A 26,530-nucleotide genomic window follows, 5' to 3' on the forward strand; every position below is an offset into this window, starting at 1 on the left:
TTCGTGTCACAGTTCTGTCAAAATGTTGAGCCGCCCCAAGGGTTTCGACTCGTTTCGTCGCTTTTTCTCCCCATCGGTTGAAATTTCGCTAACATGGCAGCTATCCCATTAACCGGATTCGTCTCAACCATTCGGGTTTCCAGCATGTTCCAGTCTTTCGAGGTCACTTCCACGCCGCAATTCGGCAGGGATCGTGTATCGGCGTTGCGCGCCGGTTTCGATTCGCTCGGCATCGACGCCTTCCTCGTACCGCGCGCCGACGAGTTCAACGGCGAATACGTTCCCGCAGGTTCGGAGCGCCTCGCATGGCTGACGGGCTTTACCGGGTCGGCGGGTATTGCGCTGATCCTGCGCACGCAGGCGATCGTTTTCGTTGACGGGCGCTATGTGACGCAGCTTGCCGAACAGGTCGACGGTTCGGTCTTTTCGGGCGGCGATCTTGTCAATGAGCCGCCGCATGTCTGGCTGGCCGCAAACGGCGCCAAGGGCCTGCGGCTCGGCATCGATCCCTGGCTGCATGCGGGTGCCGAGGTGCGTCGTCTGGAAAAGGCGCTTTCGCAGATCGGCGGCACGCTGGTCTTCCTGCCGCACAATCCGCTCGACAGGCTTTGGAGCGACCGGCCGGCCGAGCCGCTCGGCGCGGTCAGCATCCAGAACGTCGCGCAGGCCGGCGTGCTGGCCAGAGAGAAGATCGCGACAGTTGCGGCCGATCTTTCGAAGAAGAACCTCGCTGCGGTGCTGATCGCCGATCCCTCTTCGGTCGCCTGGATCTTCAATATCCGCGGCGCCGACGTGCCGCACACGCCGCATCCGCTGGCGCGCGCCATCATTCATGCCGACGGCCGAGCCGAGCTCTTCCTCGACAAACGCAAGACGGGCATCGAGCCGGAGGCCTATCTCGGGCAGATCTGCACGCAGCTGCCGCCCTCGGCGCTGGAGGAGAGACTCGCTGCCGTTTCCCGGAATGGCGGCCGCGTGCTGATCGATCCCGATATCGCTTCCTATGCGCTGGCGGAAATCATCCGCCGGGCGGGCGGCGAAGTGGTGGAGGGCGCCGATCCCGCCAAGCTGCCGCGCGCGGTGAAGAATGACGTCGAAATCAACGGCTCGGCCGCCGCGCATCTGCAGGACGGGGCAGCGATGGTGGAATTCCTCTACTGGCTGTCGCAGGAAAAACCCGGCACGGTGAGCGAGATTGTCGCGGCCGAGCGTCTCGAAGCGGCGCGCGCCCGTGTCGGCCAGAGCATGCAGAACCCGCTGAAGGACATTTCCTTCGACACGATTTCGGGTGCGGGCGAACATGCGGCGATCATGCATTACCGCGTGACGACCGAGACCAACCGGATGATCGAGGCCGGCGAACTCTTCCTGATCGATTCCGGCGCGCAATATATCAACGGCACGACCGACATCACCCGCACGGTCGGCATCGGCAGGGTAACCGAAGAGCATCGGCGCTTCTTCACGCTGGTGTTGAAGGGCATGATCGAGATCAGCACGGCGCGTTTCCCGAAAGGCACGCGCGGCTGTGACCTCGATCCGCTGGCGCGCATCGCGCTGTGGCGAGCAGGCGCCGATTTCGCCCACGGCACGGGCCATGGCGTCGGCTCCTACCTCTCGGTGCATGAGGGGCCGCAGCGCATCTCCAGGCTTTCGACGCAGGAACTGCTGCCCGGCATGATCCTTTCGAACGAGCCGGGCTATTACCGGCCCGGCAGCTTCGGCATTCGCATCGAGAACCTGATCTATGTGCGCGGCGCCGAGGAAATCGAGGGCGGCGATATGGCGATGCTCGGTTTCGAGACGCTGACCTTCTGCCCGATCGACCGCAGCCTCGTCATTCCAGAGCTTCTGACCCATGACCAGCTGCATTGGTTCAACGACTACCACCGCCGCACACGCGAGGCGCTGATGCCGCTGATCCACGATCACGATGTCAGGGCATGGCTCGAAAACGCGACGCTGCCGCTGGAATATTGAGAACGGCGTCGACGCGCCGGCGCTGCAGCCCTCAGGCGCCGATCGTGTGGCGCCAGGTCATCACGACGATCCAGGCGGCGACCAGCATCCATGTATGCGAAACGCGCAGGCCGACGAAGAGGGCGACGATCAGCGCCAGTTTCGACTCCCAGCCGCCGATGAAGAAGGCGGGGGCGACCAGCGTCGTCAGCACGGCGGCCGGCACGGCATTCAGCGCCGCCTCCATGCGCGGCGGAATGCTCTTCATTCGGGTGATGAGGATGTAGCCGCCGATGCGGGTGGCGAAAGTGGCGACCGCGGCGGCGAAGATGACGAGCGCCATGTGAAGATCGAATTCCATGGCTCAAACCTCGTGCACTTCGGATTGCAGGGCGTCGGCTTCGAGATCCGGCGCTTGCGGCGGCAGCGGCAGCAGGGCGGCAAGCACGATGCCGACGGCGGCGCCGAGGCTGACATGCCAGGGCGAGCCGACATAGCGATAGGCGAGGACTGATGCGACGGCGCTGACGAGCGCCACGGGCAGAAAATTGTCGCGCTTGCGGAAACCAAGGACGATGCCGAGGAAATAGGCCGGCAGCAGGATATCGAGGCCGATCGCCTTGGGATCGCCGATGAAGCCGCCGAGCATGCCGCCCAGGACGCTGATCAGCACCCAGGGAACGTAGATGATGATGCCGAAACCGAAATACCAGGCGAAGCTGACCGGCAGACCCGACTCGCCGCGTTTCACCGCTGCGGCAAATTGCGGATCGACGAGCAGGAAGAAGGTGAAAAATTTCTGGACCGGCGTGAACTGGCCGATATAGCGCGCCATCGCCGCCGAATAGAGCACGTGGCGGAAATTGACGGCGAGGATCGACAGCACGATCAGCCAGGCATGGACATTGTGGCCGAAGAGTTCGATGCCGACCATCTGGCTGGCGCCGGCATAGACGGTGGCGCTCATGAAGGCGGCTTCGGAAAGCGACATGCCGTTTTCGACGGCCAGCGCTCCGAACAGGGCGCCAAAGGGCGCCGATGCCAGCGCAACGGCAAAGCCGCCCCGCAAACCTTCAACAAAGTCGGCGCGATTCATGTGATCTTGTCCGGTTGGAATTCAGGTTTCCCCTTATGGTCTATGGCTTGCAACGGCAATTGAATTTCCTTGATTGACCAATCGATTTCGCTGAACCATCAAACTTCCGAGTGCATTCGGCCAAGAGGAAACCATGAAGAAGATCGAATTTTCCAAGGAGGCGAAGGCGGCGATCGTTTCAAGCATCCGCCGCTATTTCGAGGCGGAGCTCGACCAGCCGATCGGCGTGCTGCCGGCGGAGTTCCTGCTCGATTTCTTCGCGGACGAGATCGGCGCCCATTATTACAATCAGGGTCTTCGCGATGCGCATGCCGCCCTTCTGAGGAAGATGGAGGACCTGGCGGAAGACATCTATCTGTTGGAGCGCGAGGAGAAGAACAAGGGCACTACCGCATAGTTCTACAGCGTTCCCTACGCATCTGAGAAGGAGCACGGCGCTGTCGCCATAACGGGACGCGGCGGCGCCGCGGCCCGCAAGATCGCAGAGGATCAGCCCTCGCGCTTCATCCGCTCCCGGCGAGCGATTTCGGCCTCCGAGGGCTGCGCCAGCTCGAACGTGCCTGTCTTGATTGCGCCCGCACGCTCATAGACGCTCATGATGACGCCCGTCGTCGATACGCTATTGGCGGTCAGCTTCAGCGCCTCCGGCTTGGCGCCTTGACCGAAGAGGCGTTTGCCCGGGCCAAGCACGAGCGGGAAGGTCTGAAGCCGGAATTCGTCGATCAGGTCGTGCGCCAACAGGGTCTGCAGCAGGCCGCTGCTGCCCTGCGTCAGGAGGGCGGGACCGTCCTCCTGCTTCAGCCGGGCGATTTCGGCAGCGACGTCGCCACGCAAGGCGATAGAATTCTCCCAGTCGAGCGGTTCCGTGGAGCTGGTCGCGACATATTTGGTCACGGCGTTGAAGACCTGGCCGATCGGATCGTCCTTCTCGACGAAGGGCCAATGCGCGGCAAAAATCTCGTAAGTCCTGCGGCCGAGCAGCAGTTCGAAGGGGTCGGTAAAGATCCCGCCCATGAACTGGCTCATCGGCTCGTCCCAATAATTGACGGTCCAACCGCCAAGCGTGAAGCCGCCGGTCGGATCCTCCTGTGGCGCGCCCGGCGCCTGCATGACGCCATCCAGGCTGACGAAGGCTGCAGCAACAAGCTTTCTCATCTCTCAACTCCCATTGTTGGTGTGTTCAGAGCCAAGGACGGATCGGCTTGCACCGATCCGACATTCGACGCGTGGTTTTTTAGGCGCGATCTGACTTAATCTGACAAGACCTTGGCGCTGTCGATGATCGCGATGCCATGCGCCCGCATCTCCTCGATGGCGGCGGCGACACCTTCGGGCGTGATGCCGCGGCTTGCATCCTCGATGAAGCGCACGCGGACACCCGGCATCATCTCCAGCGCGTCGAGCGCGGAGAATTTGACGCAATAGTCGGTCGCGAGCCCGCAGACGTCGAGGTCGGTGATGCCCTGGTCCTCGAGGAAATCGGAAAGGCCGGTCGAGGCATCGCGGTCATTGTCGCGGAAGGCCGAATAGCTGTCGATATAGGGATGCTCGCCCTTCTGCTGGATCAGATCGATCTCTTCCGATCTGAGCGCAGGATGCAGTTCCGCATCGAGCGTACCCTGAATGCAGTGGTCGGGCCACATCATCTGCGGCTTGCCCGAGAGTTCACCCATCTCGAAGGGGGCCGCGCCCGGATGGGCGGAGGCGAAGCTGCCGTGGCCCGGCGGATGCCAGTCCTGCGAGGCGACGATCAGATCGTATTTGCCGCTATCGATCAGCCTGTTTGCGACGGGAATCACCTTGTCGCCATCAGGTACCGGCAGATTGCCGCCCGGGCAGAAGCCGTTCTGAATGTCGACGAGCAGCAGCGCTTTCATCAAGCCCAATCCCTTCGCTTTATTGCAGCGTAAGACGCCAAGCACACTCAATGCATCAACTAGTGGATTTCCAGGCGCGGCGGCGCAAGTGTTAATTCTGGTACTAGCGGTAGTAAGTCGTCAAAGTAGAGAGCTCTAATGCAATCATCGCGATAGTTGGCGGCGGCTCTCGTGTTGAAATGGAATGGAGGGAAGGTTCGTGGATAATCTCCGGATCGCAGACGCGGCCAAAGACGGCGGCGATTGCCGGCAAATCGCTTTGACCGCTAAGACGCTTTTGCGCGGCATCGGTGGATCGAGGCTCCCCCGGCAGAGCCCGGATCTCGGCCGGCTAGATCGCAACCGCGGTGTCGGCTGCGGAATCACCTGCCGCGGCGGAAGCGCCGTAGGTATTGCGGTAGGCCTGAAGCGCCGTCTGCATGTCGCTCAGCACCTTGGTGAGCAGCGGATCGCTATCGCCGGATGTACTGATTTTGCTCGGATCGGCGGCGAGGAATTCCGACTCGGTCAACTTGCCGTCGCCATTCGTATCCATCGCGGCGAAGACACCTTTGGAAGTGTCGTCGCTTTGATCGCTACCGTCGCCCTGATCGTCGCTGTCGTCGGTTTTCTGCATGGACAGCATCAGCGACAGGATGTCGGCGGTGATCTTCTTGACGATGTCGGTACTGCTGTCGTCGCTATCGCCGTCGGTCGCGACCGTGCTTGATGTCGAGGACTGCGATGCGGCGGCGAGCTCGTCCGCCGAAATGACGCCGTCACCGTTCTTGTCCAGGCTTGAAAGCGGAGACTGATACTGTGTCAATGTGCTGCCGAGAGATGAAACACTGGTCACTTGAACCTCCTTCGAAAAGTTCGTCGTGAAGCCCGCCTTTCATGGACGGGCAGTCTCCGGGCTAAGCTGATTTGCGCAAAGCGTCAAAGCGACGTTTTGACAGGGAAGAAGGTGCGATTGACGGCGTGGGGCAACGCACGTTAACCTTTCGGTTACCAAAGCTGTTTCATTGAAATGATTGGCGTTTTTAGCGATCGACGGGTTCGGGCGAGCGAAAGTCCATCTCTGCGAGCGCACGCGATGCCGCCATCGCGGCTTGTTGAAGGGGCAATGGGCGGTGCGCCGGGTCTCCGCCCACTGCGGCATTTCGTCCAGCTTCCCGGAGCGCGATGGCAGATCGATCTTGCTCAGGACTGCGATTTCTGCCTTTCTTGCCGTCAGCTGCAAGCCGGAACCGAAGCCATGTCCGAAGCGGACCCCGACGAAAAGATCGATGCGACCTTCCGCAACGGATCGCTGACGGCGACCGGGATCATCCTCGGTTTCTCCCTCAATTTCATCAGTCTCTGGGTATCCAATCCGAATGACTGGAGCCGCATCGATCTTCTGCCGATGTCGTTCCTGACGGTCGGCATCGCCATTCAGGTGAAGGTGTTTGCCGATCTTCTGGCGCGGGACTCACTGGTGGCTGTCAAATATGACCGGGCTCGCCGGCTTTTCCTGATCGGATTGTCGATCGTCGCCACCGGGATGGGAATTGCCCTGATGAACGATATTCTCGGGCTTGGAAGCATGCGGATGCTCGGCTGAAGGTGCTGACGCAAGGTCAGACGCGTTCGACGAACCCGTCCAGCACCCGCTTCTGTCCGGCCCGGTCGAACTCGATCGTCAGCTTGTTACCTTCGATGCCGGTGATGTTGCCGTTGCCGAATTTCAGATGGAACACGCGATCGCCGAGGGTGAATCGCGACGGTTCCGACGAGGTCGATTTCGCCACCAGCTCGCCGTCGATCGTGCGCCCTTTCGGACCGCTTTCGCCATAGCCGATGCGTTCGACGGCGTGGCCGGAGCGGGTGCCCCAATTGTCGCGGGTGGCGTCGGTCTTGTTGGCCTGGGCGCGTTTCCAGCCTGGGGTGGAATAGGAATTGGCGAAGGGCTCGGCCTTGTCGAAGCGGGACTGGCCGTAGCCGCCGCGGCCGTAACCGCCATAGCTCTGCTCCATTTCGGCGACCTCGACATGGGTTTCCGGCAGTTCGTCGAGGAAACGCGAGGGCAGGGTCGACTGCCAGAGACCGTGGATGCGGCGGTTGGAGACGAACCAGATATGGCAGCGGTGCTTGGCGCGGGTGATGCCGACATAGGCAAGGCGGCGTTCCTCCTCCAGGCCGGCGCGGCCGCTCTCATCCAGCGAGCGCTGGTGCGGGAAGAGGCCTTCCTCCCAGCCGGGCAGGAAGACGGTGTCGAATTCCAGGCCCTTGGCCGAGTGCAGCGTCATGATCGAGACGGCGTCGAGGTTTTCGTTGGTCTCGGCATCCATGACGAGGGAGACATGTTCAAGGAAGCCGCGCATCGACTCGAAGCTCTCCATCGAGCGGATCAGTTCCTTAAGGTTCTCAAGGCGGCCGGGAGCTTCGGCGCTTTTGTCGTTCTTCCACATGTCGGTATAGCCGGACTCTTCGAGGATCTGCTCGGCAAGTTCGGTATGCGGTGTGTTTTCAAGCAGTTCCTGCCATCGGCGGAAAGATTGAATCACGTCGAAGAGAGCCTTTCGCGCCTTCGGTTTCAGCTCGTCGGTCTCGATGATGTCGGCCGCTGCCGCAAGCATCGGGATGTCGCGAGCGCGCGCGTAGTCGTGCAGCGCACGCACCGTCGTATCGCCGAGGCCACGCTTTGGCGTATTGATGATGCGTTCGAAGGCGAGGTCATCGGAGGCTTGAGCGACCAGGCGGAAATAGGCCATGGCATCGCGGATTTCCAGGCGCTCGTAGAAGCGTGGGCCGCCGATGACGCGGTAATTGAGGCCGAGGGTGACGAAGCGGTCTTCGAATTCGCGCATCTGGAAGGAGGCGCGCACGAGGATCGCCATGTCGTTTAAGAGATGCTTGCTGCGCTGGAGCTGCTCGATCTCCTCGCCGATGGCGCGGGCTTCCTCTTCCGAATCCCAGGAGGCGTGGACCTGAACCTTGATGTCGTCCGGATCGGAGCGATCGGTGAACAGCGTCTTGCCGAGCCGGCCTTCATTATGGGCGATCAGATGCGCCGCGGCGCCGAGAATATGTTCGGTCGAACGGTAATTGCGCTCGAGCTTGATCACCTTGGCGCCGGGGAAATCCTTCTCGAAGCGCAGGATATTGTCGACCTCCGCGCCGCGCCAGCCGTAGATCGACTGGTCGTCGTCGCCGACGCAGCAGACATTCTGCGGCTCGCCCTTGGCGCGTTGGGCGAGGAGCCTCAACCACATATACTGGGCGGTGTTGGTGTCCTGGTACTCGTCGACCAGGATATAGCGGAAGCGGCCGTGATATTCCTTCAGGAGATCCGGATTTTTGCGGAAGATCGCGATCGGATGCATCAGCAGGTCGCCGAAGTCGCAGGCGTTCAGCGTCGTCAGGCGGTTCTGATAGGCAAAATAGAGATCGCGGCCGCGGCCATTGGCAAAGGCGCGGGCGTCGCCCTCGGGAATATCGGCAGGCCCGAGGCCTTTATTCTTCCAGGTGTCGATCATACCGGCGAACTGCTTGGCCGGCCAGCGCTTGTCGTCGAGGCCTTCGGCCTGGATCAGCTGCTTGATCAGGCGGACGACGTCGTCGGTATCGAGAATGGTGAAATCGGAGCGCAGGCCGACGAGCTCGCCGTGGCGGCGCAGCAGCTTGACGCCGATCGAGTGGAAGGTGCCGAGCCAGGGCATGCCTTCGACGGCGCCGCCGACGAGCAGCGCAATGCGCTCCTTCATCTCGCGGGCGGCCTTGTTGGTGAAGGTGACGGCGAGGATCTGCGAGGGGAAGGCGCGGCCGGTGTTGAGAATATGGGCAATGCGGGTGGTGAGCACCCGTGTCTTGCCGGTGCCGGCGCCGGCGAGCACGAGGACCGGGCCCTCCAGCGTTTCGACGGCATCTGTCTGCTCAGGATTCAGCCCGGCAAGATAATCCGGCCGCTTGCCGCCGTCGCGGGCCGCCATGGCGCGCGCGGCGAGGCCTCCAGCTGCAATGCTCCCTGTTGCAGGCGCCTTTCCCAACGAAGCCTGAGGCGGCTGCGGCTTGCGCGCCATCTCGCCCGGCTCTTCATCAAAGAAGGGAATATCGTCGAAACTATTGCTCATGGCGCGTAATGTAGTGATTCGGGAAGGAAAGACCAGAAAAGATGTTCTGCTTTCATTCCCAAGTGGCCGCTATCCCAAGCGGGATGCTCTGGGCACTAAGGGCGCCGCGAGCGCGGCTGCGATCGCCATGCCGGCGAACCGGGCGAAAAAATTCAGATCGCAGCCTGTCGGAAGCGATGCCGGCGCGACGTCCTTGAAGCATCGGGCTTCGATCATCGGACGGGGTCCGGATCAATACTCGTCAACAAGGAGGCCGTTTCATGCCGAAGGTCGTTTCAAATCTCTGGTTCGCCGAGCAAGCGCGCGAAGCCGTCGAATTCTACACATCCGTTATCCCCGACTCCCGGATCGGCCGCATCACTATATTGCCGGCGGAAACGCCGAGCGGGCCTCCCGGCAGCGTCGAGCTGATCGAGTTCACGCTCGGCGACCAGGCCTTCCTGGCGATGAAAGCCGGGCCGCTCGATAGCTTCAACCATTCCTTCTCGATCGCGATTCTCCTGGAAAGCCAGGCCGAGATCGATCGGATATGGGAGGCATTCCTCGCCAATGGCGGCACGCCGGAGGCCTGCGGCTGGCTGAAGGATCGCTGGGGCCTTTCCTGGCAGATCGTGCCGCGCATGCTTTCCGAGATGGTCGCCGATAGCGACCGCGAGCGGGCGAGGCGCGTGACCGAGGTGATGCTCGGCATGATCAAGATCGATATCGCCGCGCTGGAAAAGGCGTTCAACGGCTGAGTCGCGCCGGTGGCATATCGTTACGAAAAACGGGCGCATGGCTGTGATGCGCCCGTCTTTATCATGTCAGGCGCGGATGGGTATGCGCTGTCCAGCATCGACTTTGCGCAGATTGGCTGCCAAGCGTCGATTTTTCCAGGGCTCGAATCACGGGCGACATTGCACACCCTTTTCATCTTTCTGTCACGTCGCGAAATGTGCTGATACCGCAAAAGCCCTTTTCTCAACTACAATAAGAAACAGTTTCGTAGAGTAAAAAAATAACCGGTGCATGCACGTTTTTGTGCATTGCCAGAAACAGCCGGTGAGCGTGGAATATACCTGCGAAACTATTGATTCTTAGGAATGTCGTGGCCATCTCCTTTGGTATGACGACCTAGAGCCTGTGGCAGTAACCTTGAATGGAGGGCCCATGCTGAGCGAATCCGTATTTGATGCGTTCACCCGCAGTTATGATGCGCGCCGCGAGACCGATATGTCGATCGCGGAGTATCTCGACCTTTGTAAAAAAGAACCGCTTGCCTATGCCAATGCGACCGAGCGGCTGCTCGCCGCGATAGGCGAGCCGCAGATGGTCGATACCGCCAGGGACGCGCGCCTCGGCCGGATTTTCATGAACCGGACCATCCGGATCTATCCCGCCTTTGCCGGCTTCCACGGCATGGAAGAGACAATCGAACGCATCGTTTCCTTCTTCCGGCATGCAGCCCAGGGGCTCGAAGAGCGCAAGCAGATCCTCTATCTGCTCGGCCCGGTCGGCGGCGGCAAGTCATCGCTGGCGGAGCGGCTAAAGCTGCTGATGGAGGTTCATCCGATCTACGTGCTGAAGGCCGGTGACGAGATCAGCCCCGTTTTCGAAAGTCCGCTCAACCTCTTCGACCCGGACACGATGGGATCGCTCCTGCAGGAGCAATACGGTATTCCCCTGCGTCGCCTGAACGGACTGATGAGCCCGTGGTGCCTGAAGCGACTCGACGATTTCGGCGGCGATATCTCCCGCTTCCGCGTCGTCAGAGTACAGCCTTCGCGGCTGCGCCAGATCGCCATCGCCAAGACCGAGCCTGGAGACGAGAACAATCAGGATATCTCGTCGCTGGTCGGCAAGGTCGATATCCGCAAGCTGGAGACCTATTCCCAGAACGATCCCGATGCCTACAGCTATTCGGGCGGCCTCAACCGCGCCAATCAGGGCGTGCTCGAATTCGTCGAGATGTTCAAGGCGCCGATCAAGATGTTGCATCCGCTGCTGACGGCGACGCAGGAGGGGAACTATATCGGCTCCGAGAATATCGGCGCCATACCCTTCTCCGGCATCGTTCTTGCGCATTCGAACGAGGCGGAATGGCAGACCTTCAAGGCCAACAAGAACAACGAAGCGTTCATCGACCGTATTTGCGTCATCAAGGTGCCCTATTGCCTGCGCGTGACGGAAGAGCAGAAGATCTACGAGAAGCTGATCGAGGGATCCGAACTCGCCGATGCGCCATGCGCCCCGGCGACGCTCGAAATGCTGGCCCGCTTCTCCGTGCTTTCACGCCTGCGCAAGCATGAGAATTCGACGTATTTCTCGAAGATGCGCACCTACGACGGCGAAAGCCTGAAGGAGACGGATCCGCGCGCCCGCAGTGTCCAGGAATATCGGGATGCCGCCGGCATCGACGAGGGCATGGACGGCATATCCACCCGCTTCGCCTTCAAGGTGCTCGCCTCCACCTTCAACCACGACACCACGGATATCGGCGCCGATCCGGTTCATCTGATGTATGTGCTGGAGCAGTCGATCCGCCGCGAGCAGTTTTCCGACGATGTCGAGAAGCGCTATCTGGAGTTCATCAAGGCCGATCTTGCGCCGCGTTACGCAGAGTTCATTGGAAATGAAATCCAGAAGGCCTATCTTGAATCCTATGCGGACTACGGACAGAACCTGTTCGACCGCTACGTGGACTATGCCGATGCCTGGATCGAAGATGTGGACTTCAAGGATCCCGATACTGGCCAGCTTCTCGACCGCGAGCTCCTCAACCAGGAACTGACGAAGATCGAAAAGCCGGCGGGAATCGCCAATCCGAAGGATTTCCGCAACGAAATCGTCAAGTTCTGCTTGAGATCGCGGGCAGCCAACGGCGGAAAGAATCCGTCATGGACGAGCTACGAGAAAATCCGGGAAGTCATCGAAAAGCGAATGTTCTCGCAGGTCGAAGATCTTTTGCCGGTCATTTCCTTCGGATCGAAGAAGGATTCCGAAACGGAAAAGAAGCACAGCGAATTCGTCTCGCGCATGGCCGCGCGGGGTTACACCGAGAGGCAGGTTCGACGCCTTGTGGAATGGTACATGCGCGTCAAACAGGCAAGTTAATGCGGAGCCATTATGCACATTGTCGACCGGCGGCTGAATCCGCGCGGTAAAAGTCTGGAAAATCGGCAGCGGTTCCTTCGACGCATGAAGGGCGCCGTGCAGCAGGCGGTCAAACGTTCTCTGCAAAACCGCAACATTCGCGATGTGCTCGACGGCGGGGAAATCAGCCTGCCGATCGATGGGATGGCCGAACCGAACTTGCGAAGGGGCGACGGCGGCATCCGCGATCATATCCTGCCTGGAAACAGGGCCTTCGTCGAAGGCGACATTCTTCCGCGCCCGCCGGGGAGCAGGGGCGGAAAACCCAAGGATGCGGGCGAGGGCGACGGCGAGGACGGCTTCCGTTTCGTGCTCACGCGCGAGGAATTCCTCGATGTGTTCCTGGACGATCTGGAACTGCCCGACCTTGCCAAGCGGCGCCTGGCCGAAACCGAGGAGGAAACGCCCTTCCGTGCCGGCTATTCCGTGTCGGGATCGCCGTCCAACATCGCCGTCGGCCGCACGACCAGGCTCGCGATGATGCGCCGTGTCGCGCTTGGCCGTCCGCGCCGCGAAGAAATCGAAGCCCTGCAGCGGCAGATCGAGGAATGCGAGGACGACGAGAGCCGCCTGACGCTTGAGGCAAAACTCAAATCCCTGACGGAAAAAAGCCGGCGCATTCCCTATATCGATCCGCTCGACGTGCGGTATCGCCGCTTCGAAAACGAGCCGAAGCCTGTGGCGAAGGCCGTGATGTTCTGCCTGATGGACGTCTCCGGCTCGATGTCGGAACACATGAAGGACCTGGCGAAGCGTTTCTATCTGCTGCTCTACCTCTTCCTGTCGAAGCGTTACAAGAAAGTGGAGATCGTCTTCATCCGCCATACCGACAAGGCCGAGGAAGTCGACGAGGAAACCTTCTTTTATGGCCCGGCAACGGGCGGCACGCTGGTCTCCAGCGCGCTGGCGGCAATGCGGGCGATCATCGCGGCGCGTTTCGATCCGGCAGAATGGAATATCTATGGCGCCCAGGCCTCGGATGGCGACAATGCCCATTCGGACGGGAACCTGAGCGGGCAGCTGCTGCGCGAGATTTTGCCGCTGTGCCAGTATTTCGCCTATATCGAGGTTGGCGAAGAGGGCGGCGACTCCTCCGTATCCCGCTCACCGCTTTGGATGCTCTATGACGGGATCCGTTCCGAGCTGCAGCCGCTTTCGATGCGCAAGGTCTGCCGGCGAAACGAAATATTCCCGGTTTTCCACGATCTCTTCCAGAAACGTGACGCACAGTCGAAGGTAACGCCATGACCATGACGATGAGGCCACGAGAGCGGCTATTGTTCGAGGGGGCCGACTGGGACTTTTCAACACTCCAGCGCATCCACGACGCCTGCGAGGACATCGCGCTTAACGAACTCGGCCTCGACGTCTATCCGAACCAAATCGAAGTCATCACCTCCGAGCAGATGCTGGATGCCTATTCCTCAACCGGCATGCCGCTCTTTTACCGCCATTGGTCCTTCGGCAAACACTTCGCGCATCACGAAACTTTCTATCGCCGGGGGATGCGCGATCTTGCTTATGAGATCGTCATCAACAGCTCTCCCTGCATTTCCTACCTGATGGAAGAGAACACGGCGACGATGCAGACGCTCGTCACCGCGCATGCGGCCTTCGGCCACAACCATTTCTTCAAGAACAATTATCTCTTCAAGCTCTGGACCGATGCGGAGGGCATCCTCGATTACCTTGATTTCGCCAAGGGTTATATCACGCGCTGCGAGGAGCGTTACGGCGAGACGGCCGTCGAGCGCACGCTCGATGCAGCCCATGCGCTGATGTCGCACGGGGTGCATCGATACGCGGGCAAGACCACCATCGATCTTCGCCAGGAGGAGAAGCGGCAGCAGGAGCGCCGCGCCCACGAGGAACAGATGTTCAACGACCTGTGGCGCACGGTTCCCGTCGGCAAGGCCAAAAAGGCGAGCGACAGCGGCCTGGATAAGCGCCGCGCCGCCCTCGGTCTTCCGCAGGACAACATCCTTTACTTTCTCGAGAAAACGGCGCCGCGGCTGCAGCCGTGGCAGCGCGAGATCCTTCGCATCGTCCGCCACGTCGCGCAATATTTTCATCCGCAGCGCCAGACCAAGGTGATGAACGAGGGAACCGCCACCTTCGTCCACTACCAGATCATGAACCGGCTTCACGAGCGAGGGCAGATCAGCGACGGAAACTTCCTGGAATTCCTGAAGTCGCACGCCAATGTGGTGTTCCAGCCGAGTTATGACGACCGGCGGTTCTCGGGATTCAACCCCTATGCGCTTGGTTTTGCGATGATGCAGGATATCGAGAGGATCGTCACGGCGCCGACGGAAGAGGACCGCGCATGGTTTCCCGATATCGCCGGACGAGGCGATGCGATGGCGGTGCTGCGCGACATCTGGGCCAACTACCGGGACGAGAGCTTCATCAGCCAGTTCCTGAGCCCGAACCTGATCCGGCAGTTGCGGTTGTTCCATCTCTACGACGATCCGGAACAGACCGAGGGGATACTGGTTTCGGCGATCCACAATGAGCGCGGATATTTGCGCATCCGCCGCCAGCTCTCCCGCGAATACGATATCGGCTGGACCGACCCGGCAATCGATATCGTCGATGTCGACCTCGCCGGCGACCGCCGCCTGTTGCTGCAGCACATCGTCGTGAATGGCTGCTACCTTCAGGAAAATGACACGAAACTCGTCCTGCAGCATCTCGCCGATCTCTGGGGCTACGACGTCTTGCTTCAGGAAATCGACAGCTCCAGCACGGTGGCGAGAGAACACACGGCGAGCCCGCGCAAAATCGTTCAATAATCAGCCGTTATGCTGACGGGCGATAATCAACAATTATCGGTGGCAACAAACACAAAGCCTTAGTAGTTTATCGCCGTTGCAATCGCCCACCTGATCTCGGCCAGTTTCACCCTTTGCAGCGATCTTTCCCGGCGGGCGGATAGCGCGGAGACGAGAGACCATGAGTGAAACGCGGCGCAAGCTGACGACGATCTTCTGTGCTGACGTGCAGGACTATACGCGGCTGATGGGGGCTGACGAGGAGGGCACGCTTGCCAGCCTGAAGCGCTGCCGCGAGGCGATGGGGCGCCTGATCGAAAGCCATGGCGGCCGCGTCATCAATACCTGGGGCGATGGGCTGATCGCCGATTTCCCGAGCGTGGTCGAAGCGGTGCGCGCGGCCGTCGACACCCAGAACGAACTCGCGGGCTTCAACGCCCGCCGCCCGGCCGACGGGCGCATGCTCTTCCGCATCGGCATCAATCTCGGCGACGTCATCGTCGAAGGCGACGATATTTATGGCGACGGCGTGAATATCGCGGCGCGGTTGCAGGCTTCGGCGGCGGCCGGCGGCATCGTCATATCGAGCACCGTTTACGACCAGGTCCGCAACAAGGTGGCTGTGGGTTTCGAGTTTCTCGGGCCGCTGATGGTGAAGAACGTCGATGAAGGCGTGCCGAGCTATGCGGTGAAGATCGGCGACGCCAGGGATGAGACGCCGCCTGCTGGAAGATCCGGTCCGGCGCGACCGCAGCCGGCGGCGGTTATGCCGGCTGATATGGCCGAGGTAAGGCCGGCACCGGGCGGACGCAGGCTGTACGGGGTGCTTGGCGTCATCGCCGTGGTCCTGATCGGCATCAACCTTCTATCGTGGCAGGGCGTTTTCTGGGCGCGCTTTCCGGTGCTTGCGCTCGCCGTTGTCGCGGCACTCGCCTGGAATCGCGACCAGACCCGGTTCCACCGGAAGATCACCTTGCTGGCGATCCTGGCGCTCGGCTTTGTCAGCATCAACCTCTTCACCTGGACGGGGCAGTTCTGGGCGGTGTGGCCGATCCTCGGGATTGCCGCCGCAATGGGCCTGCGATGGTCGATGCGCCGATAGGCACCAACCCGCATCGCCAGAGATTGGATACGGCATCTCTCCCGAAATCGACGGCGTCAAAGACATGCGTGAGTGTCCGTTCAAGCAAAAGTGAGCGGCCGGGTTATTTCCATTCTTTGCTGATATTACAAATCGGTAATGCCGGCTGCTTATGCTTGCCGGTAAACTGTAAACGCGCGATATTGTCGCATCAGACGGGACTCTCGATCCCGCGGCGCCTCTTTCGACCGACCCTGGTCCAACCTCGAGTCCCTCTGGAGACGTGAATGGCCTTTTGGAAGCAGTTTATACTGTCGCTCGTCGTCATCATTGCCGGCTTTGCCGCGTGGGTTTTCCTTGTGCCTGGCGCCGGCGATACGATGCGCGATGCAGGTATTCCAGAGAGCATCGTTTCCAAGATCGCGCCGAAGGCCGAGGAGACGGCGGATGCCGATGCTCCCGGCCGGGCGCAAAGTCAGCAGCGCGGTGAGGGACAAGGCCAGAGCCAGAACCGCCGCAATGGCGGCGGGCGCAACAGCGCCATCCTCGTCGCGACGCAAGCCGTCGTCCAGGGCGTCGTCAACGATCGGCTGAATGCCATCGGCACGGGTGACGCGATCCGTTCGGTTGCGGTCACGCCGCAGGCATCGGGCACAATCCGCGAAATCCTCATCAAGTCGGGCGACAGGGTGAAGGCCGGGCAGGTGCTGGCCAAGCTCGACAGCGAAGAGCAGGTGATCGCCCGCGGCCAGGCGGATGTGGCGGTCAAGGCCGCCGTCGAGAAATCCAATCTCTATCACAACATCAAGTCCAGCGTGTCGCGCATGGATGTCTTCGATTCCGAGATCGCCGAGCAGGGCGCGCGGCTGCAGCTGCAGGCTGCCGAGCTCAATCTCGCACGGCGCAACATCACAGCCCCGATCGACGGCATCGTCGGCATCGTGCCGGTCAATATTGGTGACAACGTCACGACGAGCATCCCGATCGTCACCCTCGACGACCGTTCGGAAATCCTCGTCGACTATTGGGTGCCGGAGCGCTTCGCCAATACAGTGTCGGTCGGCCAGCCGGTCGAGGCGATGTCGGTCGCAAGGCCGGGACAGGTGTTTTCCGGTGTCGTCGAAGCCGTCGACAACCGCATCGACGCGGCAAGCCGCACGCTTCGCCTGCGCGCCCGGATCGACAACAGCTCCGATGAGCTGCGTGCCGGCATGTCCTTCAGCGTCAGCATGAAATTTCCCGGCGACAAATATCCGGCCGTCGACCCGGTCGCCGTGCAGTGGGATTCGCAGGGTTCCTTCGTCTGGCAGGTGACCGACGACAAGTCGCATAAGGTGCGCGTCAGCGTCGTGCAGCGGAATCCCGATTTCGTGCTCGTCAAAGCCGACCTTAAGGACGGCGACAAGATCGTAACGCAGGGCCTGCAGCGTGTGCGGGAGGGCGGGGCGGTGCGTATCAGCGCCGATGTCGCATCCACTGCGGAGGTCGCGACCCAATGAGCGTGACCGAGATTCATCAGGACAGGGCCTCGGGCAAGCAGAGCTTCACCGCACTTTTCGTTCGCCGGCCGATCCTGGCGCTGGTGTTCAACACGCTGATGGTCGTCGCCGGCCTTGCGGCTTATGTCGGCGTCGAGGTGCGCGAACTGCCGGATGTCGACCGTCCCGTCGTCACCGTGCGCACCACCTTCGACGGCGCATCGCCGCAGACGATCGACCAGGAACTGACCAAGGTGATCGAGGGGGCGGTTGCGCGCGTCAGCGGCCTGAAGTCGATCTCGTCGACCTCTTCCTTCGGCCAGAGTCGGGTGACGCTGGAATTCTCCGATGCGATCGATCTGGCGGTCGCCGCCAACGACGTGCGCGACGCGATCGGCCGCGTCACCCAGAACCTGCCGGATGAGGCGGATGCGCCGCAGATCGTCAAGGCGGATTCGGATTCCTCGGCGATCATGCGCCTTGCCGTCACCTCCACCAAACTCAACATGGACGACCTGACACAGCTCGTCGAAAACGAGGTGATCGATCGCCTCGCCTCCGTCGATGGCGTTGCCGATGTCGAGGAATATGGCGACCAGGAGAAGGTTTTCCGCGTCGATGTCGACCAGGGCGCGCTGGCCAGCCGCGGGCTGACCATCGGCGACCTGACGAAGGCGCTCGACAATGCGGCCCTCGACGTGCCGGCCGGCTCGCTGAAAAGCAAGACGCAGGATATCGTGGTGCGCGCCACCGCCAATCTGCAGACGCCGGCGGATTTTTCCAACGTCATGCTGCAGGATCGTATTCGGCTCGGTGATGTGGCGACGGTGACGCTTGGGCCGCGCGACGGTGAAACGGCGCTGCGCTCCAACGGCAAGCCGGGCATCGGCCTCGGCATCATTCGCCAGGCGCAGTCGAATACGCTGAACATCTCGACCGGCATCAAGGCCGCTGTCGACCAGCTATCGAAGACGTTGCCCGAGGGCACGAGGATCGCCATAACCAGCGACGACGCCGTCTTCATCCAGGGCGCGATCCACGAGGTGGTGCTGGCGCTGGTGCTCGCCGCCGTCATCGTCACCGCCGTCATCTATCTCTTCCTGCGCGACTGGCGCGCGACGCTGATCCCGGCGGTCAGCATGCCGGTGGCGCTGATCGGCACGCTGGCGGCAATTTATATGGTCGGCTTCTCGATCAACATCCTGACGCTGCTTGCCATCGTGCTGGCGACCGGCCTCGTCGTCGACGATGCGATCGTCGTGCTCGAAAATATCGTGCGCCGGCGCGCCGAAGGCATGGGGCCGCGCGCGGCCGCCGTGCTCGGCACGCGCGAGGTGTTCTTCGCCGTCATCGCCACGACGGCGACGCTGGCGGCGGTGTTCATTCCGCTCTCCTTCCTGCCGGGACAGGTCGGCGGCCTTTTTCGCGAATTCGGCTTCGTGCTCGCCTTCTCGGTCGGGCTGTCGTCGATTGTGGCGCTGACGCTGTGTCCGATGCTTGCCTCGCGCATGCTGACCAAGCCGGTTCTCGAGGATCACGGCGCGCTCGGCCGTTTCGGCGGGGCGCTTGCCGGTCTCTATAAATGGGCGCTGCACGGCTGCCTCAACGCGCCCTTCGTCGTCATCCTGTTTTCGGTAATCTTTGCCGGCGCGGCGGTCATCGCCTTTTCCACAGTCAAGAGCGAGCTGACGCCCGAAGAGGACCGCTCGATGGTGATGATGCGGCTGACGACGCCGCAGGGATCGAGCCTCGAATATACTCGCGACAAGATGCAGCTCGTCGAGGAATATCTGCAGCCGCTGGTCGACAGCGGCGACATCCGCAACGTCTTCTCGATCTCAGGCCAGGGCGGTTCTTTGAATAGCGGCTTCATGGTGCTGACACTTGCTCCCTGGGGAGAGCGTCAGAGGACGCAGGCGGAGATCGTCGGCGACATCAACCAGGCGGCATCAAGGGTGCCGGCGCTGCGCGGCAATGCCATCTCCTCCAACAGCCTGCGCATCCGCGGCGCCGGCAGCGGCGTGCAGATGGCGCTGATCGGCAATGATCACGAGGCGCTGACGGCGGCAGCCGCCAAGCTGGTTCAGGCGCTCGAGGCCACCGGCCAATACGATACGCCGCGCCTGACCAACGAGCCGAGCCAGGCGCAGGTATCGGTGGCGATCGACCGCGAGCGTGCCTCCGACCTCGGCATCGACATCACCGGGCTTTCGACGGCGATCCAGTCGCTGCTCGAAGGGCGCTCGGTGGTCGACGTCTTCGTCGACGGCGAATCCTATCCCGTGCTTCTGACCTCGACGACGCGGCCGATCGACGATCCGACCGACCTCGAGAACGTGTTCCTGAAGACCGGCGACGGCAAGATCGTGCCGATGTCGGTCATCGCCACGATGAAGGAAGGTTCGGTTGCGCCGCAGCTCAACCGCGAGCAGCAGCTCGCTTCGGTCGCGATCACGGCCGGCCTCAGGAACGGCATGTCGCTCGGCGATGCGGTCAAGCAGGTCACAGCGCTCGCCGAGCCGCTGTTGCCGGCAGGCTCCCGCCTGTTGCCGCTTGCTGAAGCGGCGACGCTCGAGGAGAATTCGAGCGGCATGGCGCTGACCTTCGGCTTCGCCATCGTCATCATCTTCCTGGTATTGGCCGCGCAGTTCGAAAGCGTGCTGTCCTCGCTGATCATCATGTCGACGGTGCCGCTCGGCCTTGCCTGCGCCGTTTTCGCGCTGGTGATCACCGGCTCCAGCCTCAACATCTACAGCCAGATCGGTCTCGTGCTGCTCGTCGGCGTCATGGCCAAGAACGGCATCCTGATCGTCGAATTCGCCAATCAGCTGCGCGACCGCGGCGAGGACGTGCGGTCCTCGATCGAGAAAGCTTGCGCGCTACGCCTTCGCCCGGTGATGATGACGATGATTGCCACCATCCTCGGCGGCGTGCCGCTGGTCTTTGCCCATGGCGCGGGCGCCGAAGCACGCGTCGCGCTTGGCTGGGTGATCGTCGGCGGTCTCGGTTTCGCGACGCTGGTGACGCTGTTCATCACGCCGGTCGCCTATCTGCTGCTTGCCCGCTTCGCCAAGCCGCACGCCCATGAGGAAGCGCGCCTGCACGAAGAGATGGCGGTCGCCACACGGTCGCGCACTGCCCCCGACGATGAGCAGCTACAGGCTGCCGAATAAGGCTTCCATCCGATTTTGCAACGCCGCCGTACCTCGTCCGGCGGCGTTTCTTATGGTGTACGAAACCTTGAAAAATAAGATGAATTACTTCTGAAGTTTAGCCGTTTGTTAAGCATAAACGGCAATGATTGCTCCAGACACCGACTGGTCTTCTTCGTTTCTTGAAGGCCGCAGCGCTGAAGCGTCAGCGACCCCGGACATGAGCGTCCGCGCGGCACGGTTCATTTTTGTACAGTTTGCGTCTGTTGAGTTTTTGGAGTCTAGTTCCCGTGAGTATTTATCAGCGCGTTTCCGTGGACGCGGCGCTTCATGTGCTGCGCGATATCAATCGGAACATGGCCGTCACTCAAAATCACATCACGACGGGCATGCGTGTTGCAAAAGCCAGCGACAATGCCGTCTACTGGTCGGTCGCCACAACCGCGCGAACCGATAACAAGGCGATTTCAGCGATCCAGGATGCGCTCGGCATGGCGGCGGCGACGATGGGAACGGCCTATACCGGCGTTCAGGACGTCATCGACGTCGTCTCCGAGATCAAGGCGAAGCTGGTCGCCGCAACGGAAGATGGTGTCGACAAGAACAAGATCAACGAAGAGCTCAAGCAGTTGCAGGAGCAGTTGCGCAGCGTCTCGGAAGCGGCGACCTTCAACAGTGACAACTGGGTGGTCCTCAATAACGATGCGACCCCGACGCAGCCGCGCCAGATTCCGGCCTCCTTCATTCGCAATGCCGACGGCACTGTCTCGGTCGGCATGCTGAGCTACCATATCGATACGACGCCGAGCGGAAGCACGTCCTCCAAGGATGCGCGCTATCTGATCGATGATCGCGCCACCGGTTCGGGTGAATACGGTGTGCTGACGTCGGCCTATTTCGCCACCGAGCTCGGCGCCTCGCAGAACTACGTGCTGATGACGAGCAAGAACGGCACCACCACCGGCCAAGTGGTGATCTCGCTTTCGGACACCACGACGAAAGGACAGGTCAGCGAAATGATCAGCGTCGTCGATGCAGCGCTGACGCAGCTGACGACGGTCGGCTCGGCTTTCGGCGCGCTGGAGAAACGCATCAACCTGCAGAACGATTTCGCTGGCAAACTGCACGATAACATCACCGCCGGCATCGGCCGGCTCGTCGATGCCGACATGGAAGAGGAGTCCAGCAAGCTCAAGGCGCAGCAGACGCAGCAGCAACTCGGCCTGCAATCGCTGAACATCGCCAATGCGACTTACGATACGGTCAGGCAGTTGTTCCAGAATTTCTAAGAGTGCGATCCCACTCTCCCTCATTCCGGTGACGAGCACAGGAATGAGGGAGGAGAAGTGGCGGCTCCAACAACGCACTATGGAGACGTCAGCCGATGACGGCAATCAAGGGCGCACTACTCGCTAAAACTGGTGATATCCGCGCATTCCCGCAACATGGCTTCTGTTTCGGCGCCTGAAATTCCCCTATCAAGAGAGCATCTTCATTTTCTTGCCGCAATCCTTGCCATTTGCTCGCATCAGTTCGAACGGAGACCGTCCTGTCCATGATCAAGAAATTCATACTTCTGGCTGTTGCAGCAAGTTATCTCAGTGCCTGCACGACGACCGATCCCTATACCGGTGAGCAGAAGGTTTCCAATACGGCCGGCGGCGCTGCGCTTGGCGCCCTCGGCGGTGCCCTCGTCGGTGTGGCTGTTGGCGGCGGCGGCCACGGCAAGCGCAATGCGGCATTGATCGGCGCAGGCGTCGGGGCTCTCGCCGGTGGCGCGATCGGCAATTACATGGACCAACAGGAAGCCGAGCTTCGTGCCCAGCTCGAAGGCACGGGCATTTCGGTGACCCGCAACGGCGACAACATCATCCTCAACATGCCCTCGAACATCACCTTCGACGTCGACCAGGATGCGGTGAAGCCGGGCTTCTATCCGACGCTGAATTCGGTGGCGATCGTACTGCGCAAGTTCAACCGGACGCTGATCGACGTCAACGGCCATACGGATTCGACCGGCAGCCTGCAGCACAATCAGGATCTGTCGCAGCGCCGCGCGCTTTCGGTTGCCGATTATCTCGGCGGCCAGGGCATCGACCAGCGCCGCGTCTCCGCCGTTGGTTTCGGCCCGTCGCAGCCCGTCGCCTCCAATGCGAGCGAGGCCGGCCGCGCACAGAACCGCCGCGTCGAAATCCAGATCGCGCCGATCACGCAGGGCTGATCGCACGCTTTCCCAGACAACACGAAGGCCGGGTCATTGCCCGGCCTTTTTCATTCCAATCTTTACGTCAGTGCTGCATCGTCGCGCCCTTGGTGATCTTGTCGACGATCTTCTTTTCGGCGCGCAGCGCGATACCGACCACCTTGGCATCTTCGGGCGCGAATTCGGCGAAGACGGCGCGGTTGGCGGCGTCGTGGCCGGTTGCAAACATTTCCTCGATGAACAGCGAGGCGGTGACATCGCGCTCCAGCGCACGGCGATGGATGGCTGACATCGTCGCCTCCTCGGCGGAGAGCACGATGATCGGTTGGATCGACAGCGGATTATAGAGATTGCCGGCGCGGTCTTTGTAGGGTTCGCCGATGATTTCGGGGTGTCCGCCGGCGATGCCTGTCATCAGGAAGGCGGTGACGTTCAGTTTCTGCCAGCCGGCAAGATTGTTTCGCAGGACGACGGCAATTTTGGTATCAAACATCGGATGGTCTTTCACCTCGGGTTAAGGAGTATCGGGCGCGTTGAGCCAGGATTTACATCCGCAGGCCTTCGAAGGTCTTGAACGTTTGTGCGCGGGACCATCCGGCAACGCCATCCTGGCCGCGCCGGCCTTTCCCGGCATCGAGCGCATCGAGGCGCAATTCTCGGGCAATGCCTTCGAGCCGCACCGGCACGACACCTATGCACTCGGGGTCACACTGAAGGGCGTGCAGACCTTCCGCTATCGCGGCGAACAGCGCTTCAGCCTGCCGGGGCAGGTGATCGTGCTGCATCCCGACGAGGAACACGACGGTGGGGCGGGGACGGAGGATGGGTTGCAGTACCGCATGCTCTACCTGGAACCATCGCTGCTTCTCGAATGCCTGGAGACGGATGGCGCAGGCCTGCCTTTCGTCGACGAACCTGTCATCAGCGATCCGGTGCTGGCGGGCGTGCTGCTCGCGGCGCTCGGCGAACTCGATCGCGAACTGGACGAACTTTTCGTTGACGATTTCCTGTCGCGGGTGACGGGCGGGCTGTCACGGCATGCGCGTATGCCGCGCCGGCCGCTCGGCCTCGTCGCCTGGCGGCAGGCGCGGGCGGCGCGGGATTATCTCGAGGCGCATGCGACCCGGGCGGTGCGTTCAGGCGAGTTGGAAGCGGTGACGGGGCTCGACCGTTTCGCGCTGTCGCGGCATTTCCGGGCGGCCTTCGCCACCAGCCCGCATCGCTACCTCTTAATGCGGCGGCTGCAGCAGGCGCGGGCGATGATCGGCGCGGGCGAGGGGATTTCCGATGTGGCGGCGGCGACCGGCTTTGCCGATCAGAGCCATCTCAATCGCCATTTCAAGAAGGCCTACGGCATGACGCCCGGCCAGTGGGCAGCGCTCGCGCATAATTCCGCGCAGCGTTCTATGCGGGATTTTCCGCAAGGCCGGAACGGCGTGCGATGAAGCGGGCGAGCATCGGCCCGATCATCAGGATCACCAGGAAACGGCCGGTCTGCATCGCCATCACGAAGGGTACGTCGACATCGCTGGAGGCGGCGATAATGGCGACGGAATCGGCGCCGCCAGGGCTTGTGGCGAGATAGGCGGTCAGCGGATCGATGCCAGCGAAGACGTGAAGCGCTGCGGCCATGCAGCCGCAGAGCGCCATCAGCAGCACGATGCAGGCCGATACCCTCGGCAGGGCACGCGCAACGTGCTTGAGGATCGAGCGGGTGAAACGCAGGCCGATGCTCCAGCCGACCAGTGCATAGGCGATGGCGAGCAGCCACATCGGCAGCTCGATCTTCAGGAGACCCATGCCCTGGAGCAAGGCGCCGAGAAAGAGCGGTGCGATGATCGTGCCGCCCTGGAGGCGCAGGCGCCGGACGCCATAGGCACAAAAGGCGGCAAAAGCCATCGTCGCAGCGAAGGCCGGCCAGTCAATCTCGGGAAAGAGGACAAGCGGCGGCGGCTCGCCGCCGTCGGCCGCCACCCACAGGCGCGAGATCACCGAGGCGCCGACGGCGACGAAGACGACGCGGAGATATTGCATGAAGGCGACGAGGCGGGCATCGGCGCCATAGGCTTCCGACATGATGACCATGGCGGAAGCGCCGCCCGGCGAGGAGCCCCAGACGGCAGTCGTTCCCGGCAGCACCTGCCAGCGCGTCAGCAGCCAGCCGAGGCCGGTGGCGATGGCGATGACCGAGAAAATGAACAGCAGGAAGAGCGGCGCTTCCTTCGCCATGGTGCCGAGAATGTCGGGGGTGATGGTGCGCGCCATCATCAGGCCGACGAGGACCTGGCCGAATTGCAACGGCCAGAAGGGCACGCGAAGCTTTCCCTTGCCGACGGTCAGCGCCAGAAGAATGGCCGCAACCATCGGGCCGATCAGCAGCGAGGCGGGCAGGGCGAAGAGTTCGAGGAAGATGACGAGAGCTGTGGAAAGCGCCAGCAGCAGCGCCCATTTCGGCAGGCCGGCATCCCGCAGCAGGCGGCTCGCGTCGCTGAATGACATGATCCCCGTGTCTTTTTCTGGCCGGCGCCAAGCCCTGAGGCTGAAGATGGGAGGGGGCTCCGGCATGACGAAGAGAGGCCGGCTGCAAGAGCCGGCTGGCGCGGGTCCGATATAGGCGGGTGGAAGACGAACGGTCAATTGCGAAATCTGGCTTCTCGGCGCCTGGGAATGCGAAATTGATTCATATAGCTTTTGTAAGCTATTGTTTTCATGGAGGTTGACTTCCGAAGCCACTGAGCGGTTTCGGTTGAGCTGCCCTCAAAAACGCACGTGGCTGACGAGGAAATCGAGCAGTGCGCGGACCCGTGCCGGCAGCGGCCCACCCTGGCCCATGTAGAGGGCGTAGAATTCCTCGAGATCGCCGGGATTGGCCTCTTCGAGCACCGGCACCAGACGCCCGGCATCGATATCGGCGCGCACGGTGAAGGCGGCGAGGCGGGCAAGGCCGGCGCCTGACAGAGCGAGGTGCCGCATGGCTTCTCCGTCTGTCACCTGCACGCCGGGGGTGACCGGGATGGTTACGGTCTCGCCGTCTTCGTGCAACGGCCAGCCCTCGACGGCGCGGGCGTAGGAAAAGCCGATGCGGCAATGGCGGCGGAGATCGATGACAGTGCGTGGCTCGCCATGACGCGAGAGATAATCCGCCGATGCGACGATGATCTTGCCGGTGGCGCCGAGCTTTCGGGCGATCAGACTGGAATTCTTCAGGGGGCCGGCGCGGATCGCGACATCGGCGCGCTCCTCCATCAGGTCGACTATTCTGTCGGTATGGGAAATATCCAGCGTCACGGCCGGATGAAGCGCCATGAAGGCGGGCACCAGCGGCGCCAGCACATGATTGCCGAAGGAGCCGCTGGTGTTGATGCGGATGCGGCCCGAAGCCTGCTCGCCTGTCGAGGCCTGACGTTCGGCCTCGGCGATATCGGCAAGGATGGCAATGCTGCGCTCGTAGAAGGCGCAGCCTTCCGGCGTCAGCTGCAGCTTGCGCGTCGAGCGGTTGATAAGGCGGGCGCCGAGGCGCGTCTCCAGCCGGGCGACGAGCTTACTGACGGCCGACGGTGTCATGCGCCGGGCCGTGGCGGCCGCGGAAAAATCGCCGCGCTCGACGACACTGACGAAGACTTCCATTTCGCCGGAGCGGTTGATGTCCTGACGGCTCATGATGAATTCAATTCACAGATGATT

Annotated in this window: 22 protein-coding genes; 13 read left to right on the top strand and 9 right to left on the bottom strand. The window is 61.8% G+C overall.

The genetic code is table 11. The features are described 5' to 3' along the window. The first annotated feature begins 144 nt into the window (after window positions 1-144). A complete protein-coding gene (locus EEQ99_RS08180; protein ID WP_097542157.1) occupies window positions 145-1,980 on the top strand; it encodes an aminopeptidase P family protein in 1,836 nt (611 codons plus the stop codon). Between the two features lie 31 nt (window positions 1,981-2,011). Here EEQ99_RS08180 and EEQ99_RS08185 read toward each other — a convergent pair whose 3' ends face one another. Both EEQ99_RS08185 and EEQ99_RS08190 read right to left on the bottom strand, forming a co-directional pair. Next, entirely contained in the window at window positions 2,012-2,320 is a 309-nt protein-coding gene (locus tag EEQ99_RS08185; protein ID WP_047610903.1) for an AzlD family protein, read from the bottom strand. A gap of 3 nt (window positions 2,321-2,323) precedes the next feature. Then, entirely contained in the window at window positions 2,324-3,055 is a 732-nt protein-coding gene (locus tag EEQ99_RS08190) for an AzlC family ABC transporter permease (protein ID WP_063474603.1), read from the bottom strand. A 133-nt stretch (window positions 3,056-3,188) separates the two neighbouring features. Here EEQ99_RS08190 and EEQ99_RS08195 point away from each other — a divergent pair, with 133 nt between their 5' ends. Beyond that, window positions 3,189-3,452, top strand: a complete 264-nt coding sequence (locus tag EEQ99_RS08195; protein WP_047610898.1) for a DUF2164 domain-containing protein — start codon at window positions 3,189-3,191, stop codon at window positions 3,450-3,452. A 92-nt stretch (window positions 3,453-3,544) separates the two neighbouring features. Here the strand turns inward: EEQ99_RS08195 and EEQ99_RS08200 are convergent, their stop codons facing one another. From EEQ99_RS08200 to EEQ99_RS08210, 3 genes are all read right to left on the bottom strand, one after another. Beyond that, on the bottom strand, window positions 3,545-4,210 hold the full coding sequence (locus EEQ99_RS08200) for a dihydrofolate reductase family protein (RefSeq protein ID WP_063474604.1): 666 nt from the start codon (window positions 4,208-4,210) through the stop codon (window positions 3,545-3,547). A 95-nt stretch (window positions 4,211-4,305) separates the two neighbouring features. Then, window positions 4,306-4,932 carry a bifunctional nicotinamidase/pyrazinamidase gene (pncA, locus tag EEQ99_RS08205; RefSeq protein ID WP_047610895.1) on the bottom strand — a complete coding sequence of 209 codons (627 nt, stop codon included), beginning with the start codon at window positions 4,930-4,932 and terminating at the stop codon, window positions 4,306-4,308. A 331-nt stretch (window positions 4,933-5,263) separates the two neighbouring features. Continuing rightward, window positions 5,264-5,767: an EF-hand domain-containing protein gene (locus EEQ99_RS08210; protein ID WP_063474606.1), complete on the bottom strand. Its 504-nt coding sequence runs from the start codon at window positions 5,765-5,767 to the stop codon at window positions 5,264-5,266. Between the two features lie 402 nt (window positions 5,768-6,169). Here EEQ99_RS08210 and EEQ99_RS08215 point away from each other — a divergent pair, with 402 nt between their 5' ends. Then, complete coding sequence (locus tag EEQ99_RS08215; RefSeq protein ID WP_047611758.1) at window positions 6,170-6,517, top strand: membrane protein; 348 nt, start codon at window positions 6,170-6,172, stop codon at window positions 6,515-6,517. Window positions 6,518-6,533: 16 nt separating this feature from the next. Here EEQ99_RS08215 and EEQ99_RS08220 read toward each other — a convergent pair whose 3' ends face one another. Further along, window positions 6,534-9,026: an ATP-dependent helicase gene (locus tag EEQ99_RS08220; RefSeq protein WP_047610891.1), complete on the bottom strand. Its 2,493-nt coding sequence runs from the start codon at window positions 9,024-9,026 to the stop codon at window positions 6,534-6,536. A 260-nt stretch (window positions 9,027-9,286) separates the two neighbouring features. Here EEQ99_RS08220 and EEQ99_RS08225 point away from each other — a divergent pair, with 260 nt between their 5' ends. The 9 genes from EEQ99_RS08225 to EEQ99_RS08265 all read left to right on the top strand — a co-directional run bounded on the left by EEQ99_RS08225 (window position 9,287) and on the right by EEQ99_RS08265 (window position 22,864). Continuing rightward, entirely contained in the window at window positions 9,287-9,763 is a 477-nt protein-coding gene (locus EEQ99_RS08225; protein ID WP_047610889.1) for a VOC family protein, read from the top strand. Between the two features lie 412 nt (window positions 9,764-10,175). Beyond that, on the top strand, window positions 10,176-12,119 hold the full coding sequence (locus EEQ99_RS08230) for a PrkA family serine protein kinase (RefSeq protein WP_047610888.1): 1,944 nt from the start codon (window positions 10,176-10,178) through the stop codon (window positions 12,117-12,119). A gap of 12 nt (window positions 12,120-12,131) precedes the next feature. After that, a complete protein-coding gene (locus EEQ99_RS08235; RefSeq protein WP_047610886.1) occupies window positions 12,132-13,406 on the top strand; it encodes a YeaH/YhbH family protein in 1,275 nt (424 codons plus the stop codon). Beyond that, the gene (locus tag EEQ99_RS08240; protein WP_047610884.1) at window positions 13,403-14,953 is read left to right on the top strand and encodes a SpoVR family protein; all 1,551 of its coding nucleotides are present in this window, start codon (window positions 13,403-13,405) and stop codon (window positions 14,951-14,953) included. The genes EEQ99_RS08235 and EEQ99_RS08240 overlap by 4 nt, the downstream gene beginning before the upstream one ends. A 160-nt stretch (window positions 14,954-15,113) precedes the next feature. Then, a complete protein-coding gene (locus EEQ99_RS08245) occupies window positions 15,114-16,034 on the top strand; it encodes an adenylate/guanylate cyclase domain-containing protein (RefSeq protein ID WP_063474608.1) in 921 nt (306 codons plus the stop codon). 266 nt (window positions 16,035-16,300) lie between these two features. Next, window positions 16,301-17,512 (top strand): efflux RND transporter periplasmic adaptor subunit, encoded by a 1,212-nt coding sequence (locus EEQ99_RS08250; protein ID WP_127430213.1) that lies wholly within the window; start codon window positions 16,301-16,303, stop codon window positions 17,510-17,512. Further along, the gene (locus EEQ99_RS08255) at window positions 17,509-20,664 is read left to right on the top strand and encodes an efflux RND transporter permease subunit (RefSeq protein ID WP_127430214.1); all 3,156 of its coding nucleotides are present in this window, start codon (window positions 17,509-17,511) and stop codon (window positions 20,662-20,664) included. Before EEQ99_RS08250 ends, EEQ99_RS08255 begins: the two co-directional genes overlap by 4 nt. Window positions 20,665-20,933: 269 nt before the next feature. Then, a complete protein-coding gene (locus tag EEQ99_RS08260; RefSeq protein ID WP_063474610.1) occupies window positions 20,934-21,932 on the top strand; it encodes a flagellin N-terminal helical domain-containing protein in 999 nt (332 codons plus the stop codon). 266 nt (window positions 21,933-22,198) lie between these two features. Next, a complete protein-coding gene (locus tag EEQ99_RS08265) occupies window positions 22,199-22,864 on the top strand; it encodes a YiaD family glycine zipper/OmpA-like lipoprotein (RefSeq protein ID WP_047610874.1) in 666 nt (221 codons plus the stop codon). A gap of 67 nt (window positions 22,865-22,931) precedes the next feature. Here EEQ99_RS08265 and EEQ99_RS08270 read toward each other — a convergent pair whose 3' ends face one another. Next, window positions 22,932-23,339, bottom strand: coding sequence for a DUF2000 family protein (locus EEQ99_RS08270; RefSeq protein ID WP_063474611.1), 408 nt, complete (start codon window positions 23,337-23,339; stop codon window positions 22,932-22,934). Window positions 23,340-23,379: 40 nt separating this feature from the next. On the opposite strand from EEQ99_RS08270, the gene EEQ99_RS08275 reads away from it, so the two are divergent. After that, window positions 23,380-24,291 (top strand): AraC family transcriptional regulator, encoded by a 912-nt coding sequence (locus EEQ99_RS08275; RefSeq protein WP_127430215.1) that lies wholly within the window; start codon window positions 23,380-23,382, stop codon window positions 24,289-24,291. Here the strand turns inward: EEQ99_RS08275 and EEQ99_RS08280 are convergent. Both EEQ99_RS08280 and EEQ99_RS08285 read right to left on the bottom strand, forming a co-directional pair. Then, window positions 24,251-25,345, bottom strand: a complete 1,095-nt coding sequence (locus tag EEQ99_RS08280) for an AbrB family transcriptional regulator (RefSeq protein ID WP_127430216.1) — start codon at window positions 25,343-25,345, stop codon at window positions 24,251-24,253. The two genes, EEQ99_RS08275 and EEQ99_RS08280, sit on opposite strands and share 41 nt — an antisense overlap. Window positions 25,346-25,603: 258 nt before the next feature. Beyond that, window positions 25,604-26,506: a LysR family transcriptional regulator gene (locus EEQ99_RS08285; protein ID WP_127430217.1), complete on the bottom strand. Its 903-nt coding sequence runs from the start codon at window positions 26,504-26,506 to the stop codon at window positions 25,604-25,606. Window positions 26,507-26,530: the final 24 nt, after the last annotated feature.

Source organism: Rhizobium anhuiense (assembly GCF_003985145.1).
In the GTDB taxonomy this organism is placed as follows: Bacteria; Pseudomonadota; Alphaproteobacteria; order Rhizobiales; family Rhizobiaceae; genus Rhizobium; species Rhizobium anhuiense.

Coding starts and splice junctions, on each gene's coding strand:
- EEQ99_RS08235 (WP_047610886.1), top strand. CDS start 12,132: ATGCACATTGTCGACCGGCGGCTGAATCCGCGCGGTAAAAGTCTGGAA.
- EEQ99_RS08245 (WP_063474608.1), top strand. CDS start 15,114: ATGAGTGAAACGCGGCGCAAGCTGACGACGATCTTCTGTGCTGACGTG.
- EEQ99_RS08220 (WP_047610891.1), bottom strand. CDS start 9,026: ATGAGCAATAGTTTCGACGATATTCCCTTCTTTGATGAAGAGCCGGGC.
- EEQ99_RS08215 (WP_047611758.1), top strand. CDS start 6,170: ATGTCCGAAGCGGACCCCGACGAAAAGATCGATGCGACCTTCCGCAAC.
- EEQ99_RS08270 (WP_063474611.1), bottom strand. CDS start 23,339: ATGTTTGATACCAAAATTGCCGTCGTCCTGCGAAACAATCTTGCCGGC.
- EEQ99_RS08250 (WP_127430213.1), top strand. CDS start 16,301: ATGGCCTTTTGGAAGCAGTTTATACTGTCGCTCGTCGTCATCATTGCC.
- EEQ99_RS08255 (WP_127430214.1), top strand. CDS start 17,509: ATGAGCGTGACCGAGATTCATCAGGACAGGGCCTCGGGCAAGCAGAGC.
- EEQ99_RS08180 (WP_097542157.1), top strand. CDS start 145: ATGTTCCAGTCTTTCGAGGTCACTTCCACGCCGCAATTCGGCAGGGAT.
- pncA (WP_047610895.1), bottom strand. CDS start 4,932: ATGAAAGCGCTGCTGCTCGTCGACATTCAGAACGGCTTCTGCCCGGGC.
- EEQ99_RS08195 (WP_047610898.1), top strand. CDS start 3,189: ATGAAGAAGATCGAATTTTCCAAGGAGGCGAAGGCGGCGATCGTTTCA.
- EEQ99_RS08285 (WP_127430217.1), bottom strand. CDS start 26,506: ATGAGCCGTCAGGACATCAACCGCTCCGGCGAAATGGAAGTCTTCGTC.
- EEQ99_RS08225 (WP_047610889.1), top strand. CDS start 9,287: ATGCCGAAGGTCGTTTCAAATCTCTGGTTCGCCGAGCAAGCGCGCGAA.
- EEQ99_RS08280 (WP_127430216.1), bottom strand. CDS start 25,345: ATGTCATTCAGCGACGCGAGCCGCCTGCTGCGGGATGCCGGCCTGCCG.
- EEQ99_RS08240 (WP_047610884.1), top strand. CDS start 13,403: ATGACCATGACGATGAGGCCACGAGAGCGGCTATTGTTCGAGGGGGCC.
- EEQ99_RS08200 (WP_063474604.1), bottom strand. CDS start 4,210: ATGAGAAAGCTTGTTGCTGCAGCCTTCGTCAGCCTGGATGGCGTCATG.
- EEQ99_RS08230 (WP_047610888.1), top strand. CDS start 10,176: ATGCTGAGCGAATCCGTATTTGATGCGTTCACCCGCAGTTATGATGCG.
- EEQ99_RS08190 (WP_063474603.1), bottom strand. CDS start 3,055: ATGAATCGCGCCGACTTTGTTGAAGGTTTGCGGGGCGGCTTTGCCGTT.
- EEQ99_RS08185 (WP_047610903.1), bottom strand. CDS start 2,320: ATGGAATTCGATCTTCACATGGCGCTCGTCATCTTCGCCGCCGCGGTC.
- EEQ99_RS08265 (WP_047610874.1), top strand. CDS start 22,199: ATGATCAAGAAATTCATACTTCTGGCTGTTGCAGCAAGTTATCTCAGT.